21 protein-coding genes are annotated in these 22,033 nt (G+C 59.5%); 17 read left to right on the top strand and 4 right to left on the bottom strand.

Features of this window, described 5'->3' with window-relative positions; translation table 11 throughout:
- The gene (locus ACW9UQ_RS08490) at positions 1–900 is read right to left on the bottom strand and encodes a c-type cytochrome (RefSeq protein WP_458930584.1); all 900 of its coding nucleotides are present in this window, start codon (positions 898–900) and stop codon (positions 1–3) included.
- 6 nt (positions 901–906) lie between these two features.
- Positions 907–1,212: a c-type cytochrome gene (locus tag ACW9UQ_RS08485; RefSeq protein WP_458930583.1), complete on the bottom strand. Its 306-nt coding sequence runs from the start codon at positions 1,210–1,212 to the stop codon at positions 907–909.
- A 398-nt stretch (positions 1,213–1,610) separates the two neighbouring features.
- Between ACW9UQ_RS08485 and ACW9UQ_RS08480 the strand changes: the two genes are divergently transcribed.
- On the top strand, positions 1,611–2,483 hold the full coding sequence (locus ACW9UQ_RS08480; RefSeq protein ID WP_458930582.1) for a lysophospholipid acyltransferase family protein: 873 nt from the start codon (positions 1,611–1,613) through the stop codon (positions 2,481–2,483).
- Here ACW9UQ_RS08480 and ACW9UQ_RS08475 read toward each other — a convergent pair.
- Positions 2,458–3,243 carry a GGDEF domain-containing protein gene (locus ACW9UQ_RS08475; RefSeq protein ID WP_458930581.1) on the bottom strand — a complete coding sequence of 262 codons (786 nt, stop codon included), beginning with the start codon at positions 3,241–3,243 and terminating at the stop codon, positions 2,458–2,460. The genes ACW9UQ_RS08480 and ACW9UQ_RS08475 overlap by 26 nt on opposite strands.
- Positions 3,244–3,316: 73 nt before the next feature.
- A complete protein-coding gene (gene glyA, locus ACW9UQ_RS08470) occupies positions 3,317–4,609 on the bottom strand; it encodes a serine hydroxymethyltransferase (protein ID WP_458930580.1) in 1,293 nt (430 codons plus the stop codon).
- 169 nt (positions 4,610–4,778) lie between these two features.
- On the opposite strand from glyA, the gene ACW9UQ_RS08465 reads away from it, so the two are divergent.
- The 16 genes from ACW9UQ_RS08465 (at position 4,779) to parA (ending at position 21,980) form a co-directional block, all read left to right on the top strand.
- Complete coding sequence (locus tag ACW9UQ_RS08465; RefSeq protein WP_458930607.1) at positions 4,779–5,543, top strand: NAD kinase; 765 nt, start codon at positions 4,779–4,781, stop codon at positions 5,541–5,543.
- Between the two features lie 128 nt (positions 5,544–5,671).
- On the top strand, positions 5,672–6,745 hold the full coding sequence (locus ACW9UQ_RS08460; protein ID WP_458930579.1) for an AI-2E family transporter: 1,074 nt from the start codon (positions 5,672–5,674) through the stop codon (positions 6,743–6,745).
- The gene (locus ACW9UQ_RS08455) at positions 6,742–7,431 is read left to right on the top strand and encodes an HdaA/DnaA family protein (protein ID WP_458930578.1); all 690 of its coding nucleotides are present in this window, start codon (positions 6,742–6,744) and stop codon (positions 7,429–7,431) included. The genes ACW9UQ_RS08460 and ACW9UQ_RS08455 overlap by 4 nt, the downstream gene beginning before the upstream one ends.
- Entirely contained in the window at positions 7,428–9,632 is a 2,205-nt protein-coding gene (locus ACW9UQ_RS08450; protein WP_458930577.1) for an RNA degradosome polyphosphate kinase, read from the top strand. Before ACW9UQ_RS08455 ends, ACW9UQ_RS08450 begins: the two co-directional genes overlap by 4 nt.
- A 48-nt stretch (positions 9,633–9,680) precedes the next feature.
- Entirely contained in the window at positions 9,681–11,219 is a 1,539-nt protein-coding gene (locus ACW9UQ_RS08445) for a Ppx/GppA family phosphatase (protein ID WP_458930576.1), read from the top strand.
- A 47-nt stretch (positions 11,220–11,266) separates the two neighbouring features.
- Positions 11,267–12,109, top strand: coding sequence for a tellurite resistance TerB family protein (locus ACW9UQ_RS08440; RefSeq protein ID WP_458930575.1), 843 nt, complete (start codon positions 11,267–11,269; stop codon positions 12,107–12,109).
- Between the two features lie 339 nt (positions 12,110–12,448).
- Positions 12,449–13,780, top strand: a complete 1,332-nt coding sequence (proS, locus tag ACW9UQ_RS08435; protein ID WP_458930574.1) for a proline--tRNA ligase — start codon at positions 12,449–12,451, stop codon at positions 13,778–13,780.
- Between the two features lie 21 nt (positions 13,781–13,801).
- Positions 13,802–14,296 carry a DUF2937 family protein gene (locus tag ACW9UQ_RS08430; protein WP_458930573.1) on the top strand — a complete coding sequence of 165 codons (495 nt, stop codon included), beginning with the start codon at positions 13,802–13,804 and terminating at the stop codon, positions 14,294–14,296.
- A gap of 168 nt (positions 14,297–14,464) precedes the next feature.
- Positions 14,465–15,760, top strand: a complete 1,296-nt coding sequence (locus ACW9UQ_RS08425) for an FtsX-like permease family protein (RefSeq protein ID WP_458930572.1) — start codon at positions 14,465–14,467, stop codon at positions 15,758–15,760.
- Positions 15,753–16,436 (top strand): ABC transporter ATP-binding protein, encoded by a 684-nt coding sequence (locus ACW9UQ_RS08420; protein WP_458930571.1) that lies wholly within the window; start codon positions 15,753–15,755, stop codon positions 16,434–16,436. Before ACW9UQ_RS08425 ends, ACW9UQ_RS08420 begins: the two co-directional genes overlap by 8 nt.
- Positions 16,433–16,753 (top strand): ribonuclease E inhibitor RraB, encoded by a 321-nt coding sequence (locus tag ACW9UQ_RS08415; RefSeq protein ID WP_458930570.1) that lies wholly within the window; start codon positions 16,433–16,435, stop codon positions 16,751–16,753. The genes ACW9UQ_RS08420 and ACW9UQ_RS08415 overlap by 4 nt, the downstream gene beginning before the upstream one ends.
- 169 nt (positions 16,754–16,922) lie before the next feature.
- Positions 16,923–18,209, top strand: coding sequence for a homoserine dehydrogenase (locus ACW9UQ_RS08410; protein ID WP_458930569.1), 1,287 nt, complete (start codon positions 16,923–16,925; stop codon positions 18,207–18,209).
- A 13-nt stretch (positions 18,210–18,222) separates the two neighbouring features.
- Positions 18,223–19,191, top strand: a complete 969-nt coding sequence (gene glpX / locus ACW9UQ_RS08405; protein WP_458930568.1) for a class II fructose-bisphosphatase — start codon at positions 18,223–18,225, stop codon at positions 19,189–19,191.
- On the top strand, positions 19,191–19,475 hold the full coding sequence (locus ACW9UQ_RS08400; RefSeq protein ID WP_458930567.1) for a hypothetical protein: 285 nt from the start codon (positions 19,191–19,193) through the stop codon (positions 19,473–19,475). The genes glpX and ACW9UQ_RS08400 overlap by 1 nt, the downstream gene beginning before the upstream one ends.
- Positions 19,468–21,216 carry a single-stranded-DNA-specific exonuclease RecJ gene (recJ, locus tag ACW9UQ_RS08395; RefSeq protein ID WP_458930566.1) on the top strand — a complete coding sequence of 583 codons (1,749 nt, stop codon included), beginning with the start codon at positions 19,468–19,470 and terminating at the stop codon, positions 21,214–21,216. Before ACW9UQ_RS08400 ends, recJ begins: the two co-directional genes overlap by 8 nt.
- A gap of 134 nt (positions 21,217–21,350) precedes the next feature.
- Positions 21,351–21,980, top strand: coding sequence for a ParA family partition ATPase (gene parA, locus ACW9UQ_RS08390; RefSeq protein WP_458930565.1), 630 nt, complete (start codon positions 21,351–21,353; stop codon positions 21,978–21,980).
- Positions 21,981–22,033: the final 53 nt, after the last annotated feature.

Raw genomic sequence — 22,033 nt, 5'->3', positions numbered from 1 at the left:
TCAATCGGCGACCGCAGGAACCGCCTTTAGGTAGGCGGCGATGGCTTCCCGGTCCGTGGGGTCAAGCTTTGCGGTATTGTCGATCACCTTCGCCATTGCCCCGCCTGCGCTGTCGAAATCCGGGGTGAAACCACTTTCCAGATAATAGACGATATCGGTCTCGCTCCAGCTGCCGATGCCAGTTTCATGCGGTGTGATATTGGGGATCGTGCCTTCGCCATCCGGGTTCGGGCCACCGGCCAGCCAACGGCTGGTGTTCAATCCGCCGATCAGATTACGCGGGGTGTGACACTCACTGCAATGGCCAGCGCCCTCAACCAGGTCACGCCCGCGCAAAAGCTGCTCGGTTTCGGCCACGTCGATCACCGGATCGGGATCAAGATAAAGCAGTTTCCACAATCCCAACCCGCGGCGGATACTGAAAGGAAAACCAACGTCATGTGGCTTGGACACTACTTCAGACACAGGCAGCGTGTCGAGATAGGCCTTCAGATCAATAATATCCCGCATGTCCATCCGCGCATAGGAGGTATATGGGAAAGCCGGGTAGTAATGCGCGCCGTCGGGGCGCACACCTTTCTGCATCGCAGTCACCAAATCAGCCGTAGACCAGTCACCAATACCTTGCGGCCCGGGCGAGATATTGGGCGCATAAAACGTGCCGAAATCACTGGGAAAGGCCAAGCCTCCGGCAAGAACGCGTTTGTCATCGCCTGAGGCCCCGGGTGCCGCATGGCAAGATGCGCATCCCCCCTCGGCAAAGATGGTTTCGCCGCGCGCCGGATCTCCTGAATGATCGGGCAGATCAGACGCGCGTATAAATTCGGGCGACGTCAGCCACCAACCGGCACCGACACCAATAGCTGCCAGCACAAGCAGAAACTTCAGCAGACGTCGCATACCGGATCAGTCCTTTTTGACCCGGTAATCCTCGTGACAACTTTTGTAGTTGGATGCGACCTGACCAAAGGCTGCTTTGACACCGTCCTGATCTTGCGATGCAGCGGCCACCGCAGCATCCAAATCAGCCTGGAACTTGGCGACAGCCTTGTCAAAGCCAGCACGGTCGGTCCAGATCTTCGGTCCGGCCTCGGATTCGGCCGTTTCGGAGCCTTCGGGAAAATAGGTGCCGAAATCGGCAGATGCGGACTTCATGGTTGCAAGTGCCGCATTCGCCTTTGCTGCATCAAAGAGGGTCGCGCCTTTTAGCATATCGCCTTTGTGCCGCCCCCAACGGCCTTCATCGCAGCTGCGCGCTTTTCAACCGGGCTGTGGCCGCCGACTATGGATAAGGTAACACTCCAAGCGCAATCGCGCTAGTGACTACTGACATTTTAAGAAACTTGGTAGACATTTTGGGTTCGCCTCCGTCTTGACTATCAATAAGCAGTCAGGCCGCCCGGTTTGAGCATCAGTCGCGCTGGTCGACATACCTCCTTATACGGCAACAGCGTTCAGTTTATTCAACTTTGCGAAAAAATTCATGTTTGGCTTTTGACAAGTGATTACTTCGGCCTGTTTGCGCCGCGCCCTCGCATTAATTTCTTGTAGGCTTTTTCCCCGCAAAGGCTTCTGTTAGGGTAATGATAAGTAATATTTTGAGGGGGCAGATGAGGGACCGAATCGACCCGCTGATAGAAGAGCGCGCCTCCTGGATTTATCGCAAGGGGCCGCACTATCGTATGGTGCGCGGGCTTTTGCACCTGATGTTGGGCTATGATGAGACGGTGCGTATTGGCACCGCGCTGGGTCACTTGGACGGTCCTGGCGTTATGGACGGCCTGGCCGAGATTATTGCACGCAATGTCGAGGTTGAGGGCCTGGAGAATGTGCCAGAGGATGGCCCCGCCATGATCGTTGCCAACCATCCAACCGGGATCGCCGATGGCGTGATCCTTTGGCATGCTTTGCGACAAAAGCGCCCCGATCTTTTTGTGTTCGCCAACCGGGATGCAACACGGGCAATGCCGCAGCTTGCATCTTTGATCGCCCCTGTGGAATGGCGACCAGACAAGCGCAGTCACGGCTCTAACCGCGAAACCCTGACCTACGCGTCGAACGCGTTTTCCGAAGGACGGCTTGCCGTGCTTTTCCCCTCGGGTCGGCTGGCTAAGCGGCGCGGACTGAAGCTATGTGAACGCCCGTGGATGCCATCTGCTGCGATGCTGGCACGCAAATACAAACTGCCGGTAGTGCCGCTGCATATAACTGCGCGCAATTCGGTGCTGTTTTATCTTTTTGACATGCTGCACCCGACCCTGCGCGATATCACCCTGTTCCACGAGTTGATCAACAAGGCGGAGCATTCCTTCCGCGTTCAGATGGGAAAACCGCTGGACGGGGCATCCCTGCCCCGCGATGCGGAAACAGCAACAGAGGTTCTGAAACGCGCCACAATGCAGGCGGGCAAGTCAGGCGATTATTCGGTGCTGATTCCGCGCAAACGCAAACGCGCGCTCAGAAAGCCGGCCTTTGGGCGCTGAACGCGGCCATCCGGGACGGTTCACTGCGCTGTAATATGTCCGGTTCTGATACGGGCCAGCATTCTGCCTGTGCCCGCCCGTTCTTTTTAGCGGCATAAAGCGCCTCATCCGCGCGCCGATAGATTTCAGTGATCCGCATACCCGGTGAAACATCTACCATGCCCACCGACAATGTCAGCGGTGGCGTATCTGAGCCACCGACACGAATGGGTTGGACTACACGGTCTGCCACCAGAACGGCCTGTTCAAGTGTCATATTGGGAAAAAACGCTGCAAATTCTTCACCGCCAAGGCGGGCTTTGAGGTCTTCTGACCGCAGCACGCCCCTTAGATGATCTGCAATTCTAACGAGATATGCATCGCCAACCTGGTGCCCGTATTCATCATTGATGCTTTTGAAGTGATCTGCGTCCATCGCCATAAACACCCCGGACACGCCCCGATTGCACAAGGTCTGGGTCGCAGCCAGAAAATGCCGCCGATTGGGCAGTCCGGTCAGTGGATCATGGTTGGCGAGATCGCGCATCTCTCGCTTAAGTTGGTGGAGCCGTGCCATGACCAGGAAACCAAAGATGGTGAATGGCAGTCCAACAAGACCTGCCATCGCCATTTCGTAAACGAGCGATTGAACGCCGCTTGCAGGCGGGAACAGGATATGCAGGATCAGATTGCAGCCCAGGAACAGTGCTGTACAGGCAGAGACCTTGATGACACCGTCAATCCAGCCTCTTGGCGCCACCATTTCGACAAATCTGTCCATCCTGCCTCGCACTCCATCTGAGGCGACCCAGTGCCATAGCTCTCTGAAAGAAGCGTAAACCACCGAGTAAACGTCAGAGATTTGGATAGATCGGAAACCGGTCGCAAAGCGCATTGACCTGACCCCGCACGGCGGCTTCCACCGCTGCATTGCCCTCTGGACCATGCGCTGCCAGACCATCTACGACCTCGATGATCATACGTCCGATCGCGCGAAACTCCTCCTGATCAAAGCCGCGTGTTGTCCCCGCAGGCGTACCAAGGCGAATCCCAGAGGTTACGAAAGGTTTTTCAGGATCGAAGGGCACGCCATTTTTGTTACAGGTCAGATGCGCCCGGCCCAAGGATGCCTCCGCCGCTTTACCTTTCACACCTTTGGGCCGCAGATCGGCAAGCATCAGATGATTGTCCGTACCGCCCGAAACGATGTCGATACCACCTTTCATCAGCTCATCCGCCAAGGCGCGCGCATTGGCGGCAACCCGGGTGGCGTACTCGCGGAACTCCGGCTGAAGGGCTTCGGCAAAGGCCACCGCCTTGGCCGCAATCACATGCATCAACGGCCCGCCCTGCAATCCGGGGAACACGGCAGAGTTGATCTTTTTGGCAATGTCCCCGTCATTGGTCAGGATCAGGCCACCACGTGGACCGCGCAGCGATTTATGTGTGGTGGTGGTGACAACATGCGCGTGCGGCACCGGCGAAGGATGCTGCCCGCCCGCAACCAGCCCGGCGATATGCGCCATATCAACCATCAGATAGGCACCAACCTCATCCGCGATGTCGCGGAACGCGGCCCAGTCCCAGACACGAGAATACGCCGTCCCACCAGCGACAATCAGCTTGGGCTTATGCTCCAGCGCGCGTGAGCGGACTTCTTCCATATCCAGCAGATGATCCTGTTTACGCACGCCATAAGACACGACATTGAACCACTTGCCGGACATATTGACGGGAGAACCATGAGTAAGATGGCCACCGGAATTCAGGTCCAGCCCCATAAAGGTATCCCCCGGCTGCAGAAGGGCCAGAAACACCGCCTGGTTCATCTGACTGCCGGAATTGGGCTGCACATTCGCAAAGTCACAGCCGAACAGTTGCTTAGCACGGTTGATGGCCAATTGTTCCGCAATATCCACATACTGGCACCCGCCATAATAGCGCTTTCCAGGGTACCCTTCGGCATATTTGTTGGTCAGAACGGTGCCCTGCGCCTCCATCACGGCGGCCGAGACAATGTTTTCAGACGCGATCAGCTCGATCTCTTGCCGCTGGCGGGTCAGTTCTTTGCCGATGGCATCGGCAATCTCAGGATCACGGGTGGCAAGTGTGTCGGTGAAAAACCCGGTGTCGCGGGTGGGTGTCATGGCAGCGTCTCCTTCAGTTGCACCGGGTTTAGGGCAAATTTCGCGGTACTCCAATCCGCAAAGAGACGCAGCCCGAACAATTGGTAAATCTTTGGTTCGCCTTGCCAAAGTTTTGTGGTCTTTTACCATTGCCAGAAGAGGGCGAAAGAAACACGGCAAAGGGGGCATGCTGGCCTTGCGAAATATCAGTTTTCTGGCGTCTGACGCACCGGCTGCGCAATCTGCCTATGCCACGCTCAACAAACGATATGGCGATGCGTCAGTGATCGAGGCGGACGTGATTGTGGCCCTTGGCGGCGATGGGTTCATGCTGTCTACGCTGCATGCAACACAGGAACTGGATATTCCCGTCTACGGTATGAACCGAGGCACGGTCGGGTTTCTGATGAATGAGTATGCCGAGGACAACCTGCCCGAACGGCTGGCGCAGGCAGAGGTGGCGGAGATAAATCCGCTGCGGATGACCGCGACCTCTCTGGCGGGCGGTGTTGAACAGGCGCTTGCGATCAACGAGGTCTCCTTGCTGCGGGCCGCACCGCAGGCCGCGCATCTGCGGATTTCGGTGGATGGGCGTGAGCGGCTGGATCGGTTGATCTGCGACGGGGCGTTGGTGTCCACGCCTGCTGGGTCGACGGCTTATAACTATTCCGCGCATGGTCCGATCCTGCCGATCGGCGCAGAGGTTCTGGCGCTAACCGCCATGTCAGCCTATCGACCGCGACGCTGGCGCGGGGCGCTTTTGCCGATGTCGGCAAAAGTCCGGTTCGATGTGCTGGAACCGGAAAAACGCCGGGTACTGGCCGCCGCCGACAGCCGGGAAGTGCGTGATGTCGTGAGGGTCGAGATTGAAAGTGAGCAATCCGTAACACATAAAATCATGTTCGATCCCGGCCATGGCCTGGAAGAGCGTCTTTTACGCGAGCAATTTGTGTAACGCTGGTGGGTTTCATCCACCCTACACCAGCCTCGCCCCCCCGTAGGGTGGGTGAAACCCACCACTACAATGCAGCATGCCCCTTGCAACCCGCGCTGCGCTGCGCCATGGCTTAGACAGGAGGCCCAATGGGACTGAGCACACGTGAACAATTCAGCTATTGGGGCGCTGCAGCTGCCGCTGTGGTTCTGTTGATGTGGGCCATGGGCTATGCGTTGATGCCGTTCCTTTTGGGCGCAGCGATCGCTTATTTCCTTGACCCGATCGCCGATTGGCTGGAGCGGCACAAATTCTCCCGCCTGGCGGCCACAGCCTTGGTTATGGCCGTGATGGTGCTGATACTTGCGATCACCATGTTGCTGATCCTCCCGATCCTCGCCGAACAACTGCGCGATCTGATTACCAGCGCGCCGGGCCTGATCTCTCAGACCCAAATCGCGCTAGAGGAACGTTATCCCGGCATTTTCGACGCAGACTCGTCACTGCGCCGGGCCGCAGTTGCGATGCAGGACAGCCTGAAAACCGGGGCAAGCTTGCTGGTGGAAAGCATCCTCAGCTCTTCCCTCGTCCTGATTGATATTTTTGTCGTCTTGATCCTTGCTCCGGTCATCGGCTTCTACCTGCTACTTGACTGGGACAGGATGATCTCAAAGGCTGATGATCTGATCCCACGTGAGCATCTTGAAACGGTGCACCACCTTGCCAGGCAGGTTGACGCAGTGCTGAGCGGGTTTGTTCGTGGTCAGCTTTCTGTTTGCGCCATCCTGGGCCTGTTCTACGCAATTGCACTGGCGGTTGTCGGGCTGAACTTCGGCATCCTTGTTGGTGCCATTGCCGGATTGCTGACTTTCATCCCATTTGTCGGGTCGGTCCTGGGGGGCATTCTGGCCATTGGTCTGGCGGTGGTGCAATTCTGGGATGCGCCGGTTTGGATCGGGGTCGTCGCCGCCATCTTTATCTTCGGCCAGATCGTTGAGGGCAACGTCCTGACGCCAAACCTGGTTGGCGGGTCGGTCGGGCTGCATCCGGTCTGGCTGATGTTCGCCCTATCCGCCTTTGGCGCATTTTTCGGATTTACCGGCCTTCTGGTCGCTGTACCGGCCGCCGCCGTTATCGGCGTGCTGACCCGCCACGCACTGGAAGAGTATCGCACGGGGCGCCTTTATCTGGGCCGAACCAGCGACAACGAGGCGGCGGAGTGATCGCACAACTTGCTTTCGATCTGCCCAGCCGCCCAGCTTTGGGCCGCGGCGACTTTATGGTTGCGGGGTCCAACGTCCTTGCCCTGCAACAGATTGAGGGCTGGCAGAACTGGCCCGATGCGCGGCTGGTGCTTAGCGGGCCAGAGGGGTCGGGCAAGACACATCTGGCCCGGGTCTGGGCGGAGCTTTCCGGCGCGGATATTCTGAAAGCCAATGCCTTGCCGACCCCACTGCCCATCGAAGCCCCCGCACTGGTGGTCGAAGATGTTGACCAAGCCGCACCTGATCCAGATGCGCAGGAATCCCTTTTTCACCTGCATAACGCCCTCTTTGCCCGTCGCGCGCCGCTTTTGCTGACCGGGCGCGGCACGCCATCGCAGTGGGGTCTGACTCTGCCCGATCTGGCCTCTCGCTTAACGGCGATTCCGGTCGCAGCCCTTGAGCCGCCGGATGATGCGCTTTTGTCGGGTCTGCTGGTCAAGCTTTTTGCTGACCGGCAGATCACCGTCACGCCTGAGCTGATCACGTATCTCGTCAGCCGGATCGACCGGTCTTTTGCCGCTGCTGCGGCCATAGTTGCCACGCTTGATGAGGCCGCTTTGGCACAGCGCCGCGCGATCACCCGCAGTTTTGCAGCCGATGTCATTCGCATGTCACACGATAGCAGCACAACAACAGCGCCATGACCGAAACGAAATCCACCACCCCCGCCCTAGATGCCGACTTTCTGAACGGTCGGCTTGCCGCGCCAACAACACTCGACGGCTTTGATGCCGCGACGCCGGATCGGTTTTTCAACCGCGAGATCAGCTGGTTGGCATTTAACTGGCGTGTGCTGGAGATGGCCGAAGATCCTACCGTTCCACTTCTGGAACGGGTGCGGTTCCTGTCAATTTCAGGCTCCAACCTGGACGAGTTCTATTCTGTCCGTGTTGCAGGCCTGCGCGGCCAGGTGCGCGAGGGCGTCATGACCCCCAGCGCCGATGGTCTGGGGCCAGCGGAACAGCTTTCCATAATTGATGCCGATGCCCGGCGCCTGATGGCGCGCCAATCCACGTGCTGGAGTGGTCTGGTCAATGAACTGCGCAGCTCCAACATCCATCTGATCCTGCCCGAACAGCTTAGCGCTGAGGATCGCGCGCAACTGGCCGACAAGTTCACGCACGATGTGTTCCCGGTGATCACACCCTTGGCGATTGACCCCGCCCATCCCTTCCCCTTCATCCGCCATGGTGGCCTGGCCATGGCGCTGCAGCTTGAGCGCAAAACCGATGGCCGGAAGCTTGAGGCGCTGGTCCCGGTTCTGGGCCAGGTGCCTCGCTTTACCCGGCTGCCCGATGGTGCCGATGGCGCGCTGCGTTTCATCCTGCTGGAAGACTTCCTTGAGGTCTTTGTCGACCGGCTGTTCCCAAGCTACCGGATGACCGGGCGCTGCATGTTCCGCGTGTTGCGCGACAGCGATCTTGAGGTCGAGGAAGAGGCCGAAGATCTGGTCCGGGAATTCGAGACCGCACTGAAACGCCGCCGCCGCGGCGACGCCGTGCGGCTGAAAATCTCGACCAATGCGCCTGAGGAACTGCGCAAGGTCATCATGGAAGAAATGGAGGTCGGCGAGGACGAAGTGATCGAGATCGCTGGCATCATCGGTGTCTCGGACCTGTCAGCGCTGACCGAAATTGACCGCCCCGACCTTCTGTGGGTGGCCTTTTCACCGCGCATGCCGGAACGCGTGCAGGATTTCGAGGGCGATATATTTGCTGCCATCCGGCAAAAAGACATGCTGCTGCACCACCCTTATGAGACCTTCAACAGTGTGGTTCAGTTCCTGCAACAGGCTGCACGGGACCCCAATGTGGTCGCGATAAAGCAAACGCTTTATCGGACCTCCAACCAATCACCCATCGTCGAGGCACTTTGCGAAGCGGCAGAGAACGGAAAATCCGTGACTGCCCTTGTCGAATTGAAGGCCCGCTTTGATGAGGCCGCCAATATCCGCCAGTCACGCCGTCTGGAACGGGCTGGTGCGCAGGTCGTCTATGGGTTTATCGATTGGAAAACCCACGCCAAGATCTCAACCGTGGTGCGCCGCGAGGGGGATAAGCTGGTGACATATACCCATTACGGCACCGGCAACTATCACCCGATCACCGCCCGGTTCTACACGGACCTGTCCTTCTTTACCTGTGACGCGGCGCTGGGGCGGGACGCGACCAAGATTTTCAACTTTGTCTCGGGCTATGCCGAGCCGGAGAAACTGGAAAAGCTGGCCATCTCGCCGCTGACACTCAAGCCCCGCGTGCTTGAAAGTCTGGAGCAGGAGATCGCCCATGCCCGCGCCGGCCGGCCCGCCGCGGTTTGGGTGAAGATGAACTCGATTATCGAGGCAGACGTAATTGATGCTCTTTATGCGGCCAGCCAGGCGGGGGTGAAGATCGACCTTGTTGTGCGGGGCATCTGTGGTGTGCGCCCTGGCATCAAGGGGTTGTCCGAGAACATTCGTGTCAAATCCATCGTTGGGCGGTTCCTTGAGCATTCCCGCATCGTTTGTTTCGGCAACGGCCACGGCCTGCCGTCAAAGGAAGCGCGGGTCTATATCTCATCCGCTGACTGGATGGGGCGCAACCTGAACCGGCGCGTTGAGACTCTGGTCGAAATCACCAATCCCACCGTGCATGCCCAGATCGTGGATCAGATCATGGCGGCCAATCTGGCTGATCGCGCCAATAGCTGGGTGCTGCAGCCAGATGGCAGCTGGTGGCGGCAATCGCCCGAGGATGGAGAGCAGTTTTTCAGCTGTCACCGCTTCTTCATGGAGAACCCCTCCCTGTCGGGCCGTGGCCGCGCCGGGTCCCATGATGTACCGGATCTCGTACATTCACACGATTGACACGAAGCGCACGGGCTGCGACCAATAGTTGCCGCTACGGAGTGCGCCATGAACGTCGCCCAGACCTTGCCTCAGGCTGTGCCGGATACCGATGACGCCCGCTGGCAACCACCCGAACAGGGGGGTGTCAAACGGGTGGGTGTGATTGATATCGGTTCCAACTCTGTCCGGCTGGTGGTGTTTGACGGGTTGTCCCGCTCTCCGGCTTATTTCTACAATGAAAAAATACTCTGTGGTCTGGGCAAGAATATCCATGAAACCGGTATTCTGAATCCCGAGGGGCGCGACCGCGCACTGGCTGCCCTGCACCGCTTTGTAGAGCTTGCGCATTTGCTTCAGGTTTCACGCCTGAACGCGATTGCGACAGCGGCGGTACGGGTCGCCTCGGATGGCCCGAAATTCTGCAAGCAGGTGCAGCGCGAAACCGGTCTGAACATCCATGTCGCCAGCGGCGAGGAAGAGGCGCAGTTGGCCGCCAAGGGTGTTTTGCTGGGCTGGCCCCATGCCAATGGGTTGGTTTGCGACATGGGCGGTGCCTCCATGGAACTGGCGGAAATGACAGATGGTGCGATCGGCCTGCGCCAGACCTCACCGCTGGGGCCGCTGCAACTGGCCAACATCACCGACAGCAAGGATGTCAGCCGCGAAATTAAACGCGGTATTAAGGCACTGTACGAGGCCGTCCCCGGCAAGGCGAAAAAGCTGATCCTTGTTGGCGGATCGTGGCGTGCAATTGCTAAGCTGGACATGGTCAGGCGCAAATATCCGCTGCATGTGCTGCACGAATACGCCATGACGCCCGAGCAGGTCAGCCAGACGCGCCGCTTCATGAAGCGGTTTTCCATCGTAGAGCTTTCGGCGATGACCGAAACCTCAACTGACCGGCTGGAACTGGTTCCACTTGCCGCACAGGTCTTGTCCGAACTTCTGAAGACCTTTGAAACACCTACGCTGACCGTCTCGTCCTATGGTTTGCGGGAAGGCATGCTGTATGACCTGATGCCGACCGGCCTTCGCGAACGCGATCCGCTGATTGAAACGGCGCGCCAGATGGAGCAATCCCGCGCCCGGTTTCCCGGCTTTGGCGATGTTCTGTTCAAATGGATCAAGCCGCTGATAAACGGCCGGAGCGAAGCCGAGCGCCGCTTGGCTTACGCCGCCTGTCTGTTGCATGATATCGGCTGGCGCAGCCATCCAGACTATCGCGCGGAGGTCTGCTTTGAAACCATCACCCGGGCAAATCTGTCCGGTCTGGACCATCCTGGCCGGGTCTTTCTGGGCCTGACAGTCCTGCACCGCTATCGCGGCGCGGCGGGGCGCGATTTCGACCCTGCGATCCTGACCCTGCTGCCCGAAGATCGCCAGCAGGAGGCCGAGACCCTGGGCCGGGCCTTACGGCTTGGCTCGATGCTGACAGGATCCGCACCGGGGGCTTTGGAGGATACGTCGCTGACCCTGGACAACAAGGAACTGACGCTTTCCCTGTCTGGCGTTGCGGTCAAACTATGCGGTGAAAAAGTTGATCAGAGGCTCGCATCCCTTGCCGCACGACTGGGACGTGAACCTCGCCTTATTGTTGCCGATTAGTCGGATACATATAGAAGAAACCTAATCTGATTCGCTGAGCCTAAAACATGTTTCGTCCGCTGACCGCCGCCGCCGCATTCTCCCTTTTGCTGTTGATCCCCGAGGCCGCAATGGCCCGCAGAGGTGGTGCAATCTATGGAGAGCGGGAAATCATGCTGCCGGTTTCCCCTACGGACCAAACCGACGGGCGCGGCAATGCACTTAGCCTGTGCGTGCTACAGCATCAGTATCACTTTTTCTTTTTGTCGGCTTGGGCAGAACAAAAATATGTGCTTGCGCCAAACAACTGCGATGACGATGGGTACTATGACATCTCGCAAGTGGAACTGTCGCTTGCAAAAGCCCGCGGTGAGGTGCCAAAGGATGTGCCGGACACGCCAAAATGGACGCTGATGACCGCTGGCAACGCCTTTGCGCTTTGGATTGCGGTTGCAGCGCTGGTCATCGGGGCAGTGCTGGTCAAAATAGTGACCCGGCAACCGGTCTCGCGCCACGAAAAGCTGTTCGGACCGCTGCCCGATGACGTGATCAAAATGGCCGACGTTATGGTGCATGCCGCCCGGCAAGATGGTCGGGTGCGCAAGGAACAGGTCGCTTTGATCAAAGAAATGCTTGAGGATTTTACCCGCGGTGCCGTCGATAAACGTGCTGTCGCCAAACTGATCAAAGGGGCCGACACCACGCTGACCGACAAAGCCCTTGCAGACATTGCGGAGGGCAGCAGCCATGAAACCCGCATGGCCTTCCTGAGCGGGGCAATGGATGTTCTGCGGGCCGGCGGCAAGGTATCTCAATCCGCATTGAAATTCGTCGTCCGCCTTGGAAAGGGTTTGGGCCTGAACGATGACGAGATTGAGCGCGCCTATCAGCAATTTGGTCAGGCAACCTGAAAAGTCTCAACAAAGCAAACGCAAGCGTCGCGCGAAGCACTTGCACTAAGATTGCCTATCGCCCCGTCACATAAAAAAACCGGCCCGCAACGCGAGCCGGTTCTTGTGTCCCTCCCCAGACTTGGACCTAGGCCATGTCCGCACCGAAATATATCTCTGCCGCTCATAAACATAGCGGTCTTCTTACACGGTGAAAAATTCTTTGCATTGATATCATGATTCTGCAATGGAATTTTGTTTAGGCGACTGCCCCTAATCTATAGCGAAGGTGCGGTCAGGCTGGACCCGCGGGGCGGCTTGCACTAGACCCAAGTTGACCTATCAGCCAAGAGCACCGAAATGCGCCTGTCCAGATACTTCCTGCCCATCCTGAAAGAAACGCCGTCCGAGGCGCAGATCGCGTCGCACCGGCTTATGCTGCGTGCGGGTATGATCCGGCAGGCCTCTGCCGGGATCTATTCCTGGTTGCCGCTTGGCCTGAAAGTGCTGCGCCGCATTGAACAGATCGTGCATGAAGAACAACAGCGCGCGGGGCATATCCCGCTCTTGATGCCGACCCTGCAATCTGCCGACCTGTGGCGCGAAAGCGGGCGCTATGATGACTATGGGCAGGAAATGCTGCGCATCACTGACCGGCACGGACGGGACATGCTTTATGGCCCCACCAACGAAGAACTGATCACTGATATATTCCGCAACTCCGTTGGCTCCTACAAGGACCTGCCGCTAACCCTCTATCATATCCAGTGGAAATTCCGGGACGAAATCCGCCCCCGCTTTGGCGTCATGCGTGGACGTGAGTTCCTGATGAAAGACGGCTACAATTTCGACCTGACGAAAGAAGCCGCTTTGCACGCCTATAACCGCCACCTTGTTAGCTATCTGCGGACCTATGAGCGCATGGGCCTGCAAGCGATCCCGATGCGCGCGGATGGCGGACCGATTGGCGGGGATTATACCCACGAATTCCTGGTGCTGGCCGAAACCGGCGAGAGCGAGGTGTTCTATGACAGCGAGATCACCGATCTGCGCTTTGGGGACCGTGATATCGACTATGACGACGTCGCGCAGTGTCAGTCCGTGCTGGAGGAGTTCACCTCGCGCTATGCCCGTACCGATGAGACCCATGACGCATCGGCGTTTGATCAGGTGCTCGAAGACCGCCGCCGTCAGGCCCGCGGCATCGAAGTTGGCCAGATCTTCTATTTCGGCACCAAGTATTCGGATGCCATGGGCGCGGTTGTGGTCGATGACAGCGGCAACCGGGTTCCGGTCCATATGGGCAGCCACGGTATCGGCGTGTCCCGCCTTGTCGGTGCGCTGATCGAGGCAAACCACGACGAAAACGGTATTATCTGGCCCGAAGGCGTCACGCCCTTCCATGCGGTAATCGTCAACCTCAAGCAAGGCGACAGCGCGGCGGATGCGGCCTGCGATCAACTCTACAAGGGTTTGCAGGCCAAAGGCCTTGATCCGCTTTATGATGATCGAGACGAACGCGCAGGTGCCAAATTTGCAACATCTGATCTGATCGGGGTGCCCTGGCGCATCACCATCGGTCCGCGCGGTTTGAAAAATGGCGTGGTTGAGGTAACCTCGCGCAGGACCGGTGACGCGGAAGAGATGAGCATCGAAGCCGCGCTTGACCGGATTGCACAGATTTACGCCTGAACCTGACAATGGGGGTGTTCGATGCGCGTGATTGCCTTGGTGATTGGTTTGATGGGCGGTGCTGGTGCCGCGCAATTCCCTGAATTCTCGCAACAATATCTGCAACGTCTATCCGGGGCAGTTGATGAACTTGTCCTGGTGATCGCTGATTTTGACCGATCAGCCACCCGTGCTGGGATGACACGTGAACAAGCGCTGGGGGAACTGGACGGCACCCAGTTTCTGGTGTTCCGCAATCAGGACATGAACCGGACATTCGAACGGCATAAGCGTCTTTCTGCCGAGCGCACGAATCTGGTGAACTCCACCGCCTTGTCCCGCCTTCTGGCAGCACCGACCGTTGCTGATCAGGACATAGCGGAACGCACCTGGGCGGATTTCAAACCCGCCCTGCCGGTCACGCTGGAAGGGGCAACCTTTGGTGCGGTCGGGTTTGTGGTCACCTTCATTCTGTCCAGCATGATCCTGTCTCTCTTCGGGCGCGTTCTGTTCGGTCGCCGCCGCCACGCAGGCTAAGGCATCATGCGAAAAACCTGACTCATCCAACACTGCTTGAAATCAGAGATTTCAACGCGTTCGATGATACTGGATATCTCAGGTATCTCACGGGACGCTATAGGCCTGACCGCTTGACCTTTGCGGCCCGGCCCCGCACTGTCCGCCGCAAAATAGACCGGAGCAGTCATGTCCAGCCGTACACGGCCCTTTGCTGCCTTTGAATGGCAAATCGCTTGGAAATACCTGCGCGCGAGGCGGCGCGAAGGCGGGGTTTCCGTCATGTCGATCATCTCGCTGGTGGGTGTCGCGCTGGCGGTCTTTGCCCTGATCGCCACGCTGGCGGTGCGCAGCGGATATCGCACGCAATTCGTTCAGACGATAATCGGGGCCAATCCCCATATCACCGTGTTTGGCCCGACGCGCGTGGACGAATATGGCAACCTCTTGCGTGGTATGGAAGATTTCGAAGAGGTGACCGCCAAAGTTGCCGCCGCCGAAGGCGTGACACAGGCCGCACCGCTTGTGGTCGGTCAGGTCATGGCATCGGCCAATGGGGGCAACACCGGTGCCATTGTGTTCGGCCAGCGCAAGGCTGACCTTGATGCCCTGCCCTTGTTCAATGATGCACCGGACGACACCTACGTACGCGGCGATTTCGGCCGCTTCGACGAAGGAGTTTCGATCGGTCAGGGTATAGCCCGCGATCTGGGTCTTGTGGTCGGCGATTTCATTGACCTGATCTCTCCCGATGGGGTCGAGGGGCCATTTGGAACCACGCCGCGGATCAACTCCTACGAGGTGGTGCATATCTTTTCTGCAGGACGCGAGGATATTGATCGCAGCCGCATCTATATGCCCTTTGCTGAGGCGCAGAGCTATTTCAACAAGGAAGGCACAGCCGACCGGATTGATGCCCTTGTAGCCGATCCCGAAGGCGTCGACACGGTTATTCCGAATGTTGATGATGCGCTGGACGGCGCTTACTATGTAAAAACCTGGAAGCAGGCCATCGGGTCCTTCCTGCAAACGCTGGCGATGGAAGACAGCGTAATGTTCATCCTGATGTCGATCCTTGTGCTGGTGGCAACGCTGAACATCGTCTCTGGCCTGATCATGCTGGTAAAAAACAAGGGCCGGGATGTCGGCATCCTGCGCACGATGGGCCTGTCCGAAGGATCGGTTCTGCGGGTATTTTTCATCTGCGGCGCCTCGATCGGCGTCATCGGCACACTGATTGGCGTCGTGCTGGGGGTCTTGTTCGTGATGAACATCGATCCGATCTTTGATCTGGTGAACTGGGTGTCCGGCGGCGGGGCCTGGAACCCGGCGAAGTACCAGCTTTACAAGCTACCGGCAGAGCTGCGCGCTTGGGATATCTTCCGCGCCACGGGGCTGGCTTTGTTGCTTAGCTTCACCGTCACCTATTTTCCCGCCCGCCGTGCGGCGCGGATGAACCCGGTTGAGGCCTTGCGATATGAGTGAAGCATTACGGCTGGACACCATCGAAAAGGCCTACAACAAAGGGCTTGCGAATGAGGTTTCGGTGCTGCGCGGGGCCTCCCTGACTCTGAAAAAAGGGGAAATCGTCGCCCTTGTTGCCCCGTCTGGCGCGGGAAAATCAACATTGCTGCATATCGCGGGACTGCTGGAATCAGCGGATGCCGGGACCGTGTCGATTGGCGGCCAGCCGGTGGATGCGCGTTCTGATGATCAGCGCACTGCCCTGCGCCGCGACCGGATCGGGTTCATCTATCAGTTTCACCATCTGCTGCCGGAATTCACGGCGCTGGAAAACATTACCTTGCCCCAACGTGCTGCCGGGGTGGATCAGGCCGCCGCCGCTGCGCGGGCTGAAACCCTGCTTGCTACGGTCGGCCTGACAGACCGCGCCAGCCATCGCCCGGCTGAACTTTCCGGCGGGGAACAGCAGCGCGTTGCCTTTTGCCGCGCACTGGCCAATCAACCCGAGGTTCTGCTGGCGGATGAGCCCACGGGCAATCTGGACCCGGACACCTCGGACACTGTTTTTGCCGCCATGACCCAGATCGTGCGCGAAACCGGTCTGGCGGCCCTGATCGCTACCCACAATCTGGACCTTGCCGCCCGCATGGACCGCATTCTGTATCTGCGTAACGGCGTTTTGACGGACACGCCATGAGCCACGATTTCGATCATCAAAAGGCCGAGACCTTCTGGACCGTCGCCGAATTGCAGAAGAAGGGCGTCAAGGAAGGCAGCGTGATCGACCTCGACCTGGATTTCATTCCCGGTGACACCGCAGATGCCGAGGCCGCCATCCGGGCGCTGAAAATGTTCGGCTATGAGGCAGAACCGACCGAAGAGGGCGGCCTGACACTGACGGTGCCGGATGTCGCATTTTTGGCCGAAGACATCTGGCTGCACGAAGAACGCGCAACCAAGATCGCACTAGAGCGCGGGTTCCTGCCCGACGGCTGGGGCTTTCTGGAGGCCTGAGCAGTAGTATTCCCTCAAAGATGATGCGCGGCGCCCACCCAGGGTCGGGCGCGGCCCTCATCGCCATGACCTGCACTGCGCCACTGGATCACCGCGCCTCTATCCGGTTGCACCGAAGCCGCCCCTCGCCTATCACATCGCCAATGTTTCGAATAGGAAAGTCCAACAGATGACACAGCCGCTCCGCATCGCCATTGCAGGTCTTGGAACCGTTGGGGCTGGTGTTGTCACGATCCTGCAGCAACACCGCGACCTTCTGACGGCCCGCGCCGGGCGTCCGCTGGAACTGGTTGCTGTTTCGGCCCGGTCCCGCAGCCGTGACCGGGGCGTCAACCTGGATGCCTATGACTGGCAGGATGATCCGGTGGCCATGGCGCGTCGCGACGATATCGACCTTCTGATTGAGGTGATCGGCGGCGAGGATGGCCCGGCCTATGCCGCGACCCAGGCCGCGCTTGAGGCCGGAAAGCATGTTGTCACAGCCAACAAAGCGATGATGGCCGCCCATGGTGCCACCCTTGCCCAGCAGGCCGAAAGCCAGACCCGCGCCCTGCGGTTTGAGGCGGCAGTCGCAGGCGGCATTCCTATTGTAAAAGCACTGACCGAGGGTCTGGCTGCGAACGCCATCTCCCGGGTCATGGGCGTCATGAACGGCACCTGCAACTATATCGTCACCCAGATGGAGGAAACCGGCGCCTCCTATCAGGATGTTCTGGCCGACGCGCAGCGCCTGGGCTACGCCGAGGCAGACCCCGCCTTTGACGTCGGCGGCATTGATGCCGCCCAAAAGCTGGCCCTGCTGGCAGCGACCGCCTTTGCCACCAAACCAGATATGAGCGTGATGCAGATCGAAGGGATCGAACGGGTCACCCTGACCGACATCCGCTTCGCCGGCGAAATGGGCTTCCGGATCAAACTGCTGGGCGTTGCCGCCCAGTCCGACACCGGCGTGGAAACCCGAATGCAGCCCTGCCTTGTCCCCGCCACCTCACCGCTGGGCCAGCTTGAAGGCGTCAGCAATATGGTTGTGGTAGAGGGCGATTTTATCGGCCAGACGGTTTATCAGGGACCGGGGGCCGGTGCAGGGCCGACTGCCTCTGCGGTGATGGGCGACGTGATCGATATCGCTCGCGGCCTGATTATCCCACCATTCGGCGCCCCGGCATCAACACTGAACGGACACCGGGCATCAGGGGCAGACTCTCCTGCATCGTTCTATCTGCGCTTTGATCTGGCAGACCGACCCGGCACATTGGCGCAGGTGGCAGAGGTTCTGGGCCGCACAGGAATTTCCATCAACCGCATGCGCCAGATCGACCATGCCGGAGACAGCGCACCAGTGATCATGGTCACCCATGCCTGCACCCGCGCCGAACTGGACGTAGCATTAAACCGCATCAAGGGGCTGGAAGCATGCCTTGCCGCCCCCATCGCCTATCGCATTGAACAGGTCTAGGAGGACACACAGAATGCCCGCAGACACCAACCTCTTTTCCGATCGGATGCTGTCGCTGGGCCTGGCCCGGGTGTCCGAAGCCGCCGCCATCGCTTCGGCCAAATTGATTGGCTCGGGCGACGAAAAAGCCGCCGATCAGGCCGCTGTGGACGCGATGCGCACGCAGTTGAACATGCTGGATATCAAAGGCGTTGTAGTGATCGGCGAGGGTGAGCGGGACGAAGCGCCGATGCTTTACATCGGCGAAGAGGTCGGCACCGGCGACGGCCCCGGCGTCGATATCGCCCTTGATCCGCTTGAGGGCACAACCCTGACCGCCAAGGATATGCCCAACGCGCTGGCCGTGATCGCCATGGGGCCGCGCGGCTCCATGCTGCACGCCCCGGATGTCTATATGGACAAACTGGCCATCGGGCCTGGATATGCGCCTGATCTGGTCACGCTGGACATGACACCTACCGAACGCATCATCAAAATGGCCAATGCCAAGGGCTGCGCGCCGATGGATATCATGGTCTGCGTGCTGGACCGCCCGCGTCATGCCGACCTGATTGCCGAAATTCGCGAAACCGGCGCGCGCATCCGCCTGATCACCGATGGCGACGTTGCTGGCGTCATCCACTGCGCTGACCCCCACAAGACCGGGATTGACATGTATATGGGATCCGGCGGCGCGCCCGAGGGCGTGCTGGCAGCTGCGGCGATGAAAAGCCTTGGCGGCCAGATTTCCGGCCGACTGATGTTCCGCAACGCGGATGAAGAGGGCCGCGCCCGCAAGGCCGGTATTGAGGACCTCGACAAAATTTATCGCCGCGACGAGATGGTCACCGAACATGTGATCTTCGCCGCCACCGGCGTCACCGACGGCTCCATGGTGCAGGGCGCGCGGCGCGATGGCGAATGGCTGGAGACAGAGACGCTGCTGATGCGTTCCAAAACCGGCTCCATCCGACGTCTGTTCTACCGGCAGAATAACAACTGATGTCCCGCAAGATCGGCTTTGGCAATCAGGGTGGCCGCAAGAGCGGTCCACGCAGCTTCGTGAAGATGCTCATCGTGCTGGCACTTATGGATGCGATGGCTTTTGCGTTGGTAATCCGGTCCTTCCTGAAGGAAAACTGGATTGGTGTTGGCGTCGGGCTGACCTTTTCCGGGGTGGTCAGCCTGCTGATGCTGTTTGCCATCCTGCGCAAAGCACAGGGAGAAGCCAAGGTGTGCGATCCCGGGCGTGAGTGGGAGATGAAGGATCACGAGGCCGGTGACTGAGGCATTTCTTGGCGTCGAATCCTCGATCTTGGGGCGACGCTGGGTCGGCCCTGATGCAGATCTGTCGCGCCAAGCGGCGGGTCTATCGCAGCAAAGCGGCCTGCCGGATGCTGTTGCCATGGTGCTGGCGCGTGCGGGCGTGAATGCAACCGAGACAGAGGGGTATCTGTCCCCATCGCTGCGCGACTTGATGCCCGATCCTTCGACCCTTCTGGATATGGATAAGGCGGTTGACGTGCTGGTCACGGCGGTTCGCGGCAACAAACGGATCGCGATTTTTGCCGATTACGATGTCGATGGCGGCACCTCTGCCGCGCTGCTGCTGGACTGGCTGCATCAGATGGGCCGCGATGCGTCGCTCTATATCCCCGACCGGATCACCGAAGGCTACGGCCCGAATACCGAAGCAATGCAGGCACTGGCCGACCGCCACGATCTGATCATCTGCGTTGATTGCGGCACGGTGAGCCATGACCCTATCGCTGCAGCGCGGGCCAAGGGCGCAGATGTGTTGGTCTTTGACCACCATCTGGGCGGGGAGACCCTGCCCGAGGCCAACGCTGTCGTGAATCCCAACCGGCAGGATGAAACCACGCCGCTGACCTATCTTTGCGCTGCCGGGGTGGTCTTCATGGCGCTGGTCGCAGCCAACCGCGCGCTGCGGGATGCCGGGCCGGTTCCGCCGCTATTGCAGATGCTGGATCTTGTCGCTCTTGGCACCGTTGCCGATGTTGCCCCGCTGGTGGGCCTCAACCGCGCCTTTGTCCGGCATGGCCTGACGGTGATGGGCCGGCGTGAAAGGGTCGGCCTGACCGCCTTGGCCGATGTGGCCGGGCTGCGCAGTGCGCCTGCCGCCTATCACTTGGGTTTCCTGATGGGCCCACGGATCAATGCGGGTGGACGCATCGGCAAAGCCGACCTCGGCGCGCGCCTACTGGCCTGCCGCGATCCCCACGAAGCCGCCGCGATGGCCGCCAAACTGGACGAGTTAAACACCGAACGCCGGGAAATTGAGGATCAGGTGCGCCTTGCCGCCGAAGCTCAGGCTGAGGCGCGCGGATTGGACGCACCGCTGATCTGGGCCGCAGGCGAGGGCTGGCATCCCGGCGTTGTCGGTATTGTCGCGTCACGCCTGAAAGACGCCCATAACCGCCCCGCGATTGTGATCGGGCTGGAGGATGACATCGGCAAAGGCTCGGGCCGCTCGGTCACGGGTGTTGATCTGGGGGCCTCGGTCGCGGCCCTGACCCGCGAGGGCGTCTTGATCGCGGGCGGCGGCCACAAGATGGCAGCGGGACTGACCGTGGCCGAGGACAAGATACCAGAGGCAATGGACCGTTTAGGCGCAGCGCTGGCCGCACAAGGCGCAGGCGACAGCGGCCCGCGAGAAATTCGGATTGACACCCTGACCACACCTACAGCCGCTACCCCTGACCTGATCGACGCGCTGGAGGCTGCTGGCCCTTTCGGTGCCTCCGCCCCTGCCCCGCGCTTTGCCTTGGCCTCCGTCAGGGTGGCGTTTTGCAAACGCGCCGGAGAACGGCATCTGCGCCTGACACTGACCGACGGAACTGCGAAACTGGATGCCATCGCCTTCAGGGCCTTTGACAGCGAGATCGGCGCAATGCTGGAACAGCATGACGGTCGCCCGTTCCACATCGCCGGACGGCTGGAGATCGACGATTGGGGCGGGCGGCGCAAAGCCAAGCTGCGGGTTGAGGATGCAGCTGCGGCTGACTGACCGGATGATCCTTTGCACCGGTTCAGCCTATTAGGCAGTCTTGATGATGCCAACCTGATCTGACCAGCAAACAGGCCGATTGCCAAACCGCCGCATGTCCGGCTATGCTGCGCCGCACAAGACGGGAGGTCGCAATGGGTATTGCCCTGACATTCGCGCAGCAGAAAGGTGGGGCGGGAAAGACCACTTTGGTCGCACATCTGGCCCGCGCCTGGCAGCAAGCTGGCAAATCCGTCATCCTGATCGACCTGGACCCGCAACGCTCCTTAAGTGCCTGGAATAACCTGCGCGGGGACGACGCCTTCGATCTTAGGCAAGGCGCTGGCTGGCGCGCCGGGCCGGATATTCGTGAGGCCAACGCGCAGGCCGATATTGTCCTTGTCGACTGCCCCGGCAATGCCTCGGACCTGCTGCAGGCAGCATTGCGCGAAAGCGCCATGGTGGTGATCCCCTGCCAGCCCAGCGCCTTGGATATCTGGGCCACAGACCCGATTCTGGAGATGGCGGCCAAAGAAAAAACCGCCGCACGGATCGTGCTGAACCGTGTTCCGCCCCGTGGCACCCATGTCGATGACGCCACCAAAGCTCTCAAAAACCAGGAAGCACAGGTTCTGAAAAGCTGTATCGGCAACCGCATCGTGCTGGCCTCACAGATGGGGCGCGGGCAAACCGCCTTTGAACAATCGGGCAAGACACGGGCGAAGGCGGAACTGACGGCCTTGCGTAAGGAACTCGACCGTCACGTCAAAAAAGTGACCGCTTAGCGGCATCAAGTGATCTTGCTCACAGTCGCGTTGCCGTATTGATGCCATTGTCG

This window comes from Halovulum sp. GXIMD14793, from assembly GCF_054457435.1.
This window is presented reverse-complemented; position numbering and strand designations above follow the sequence as displayed.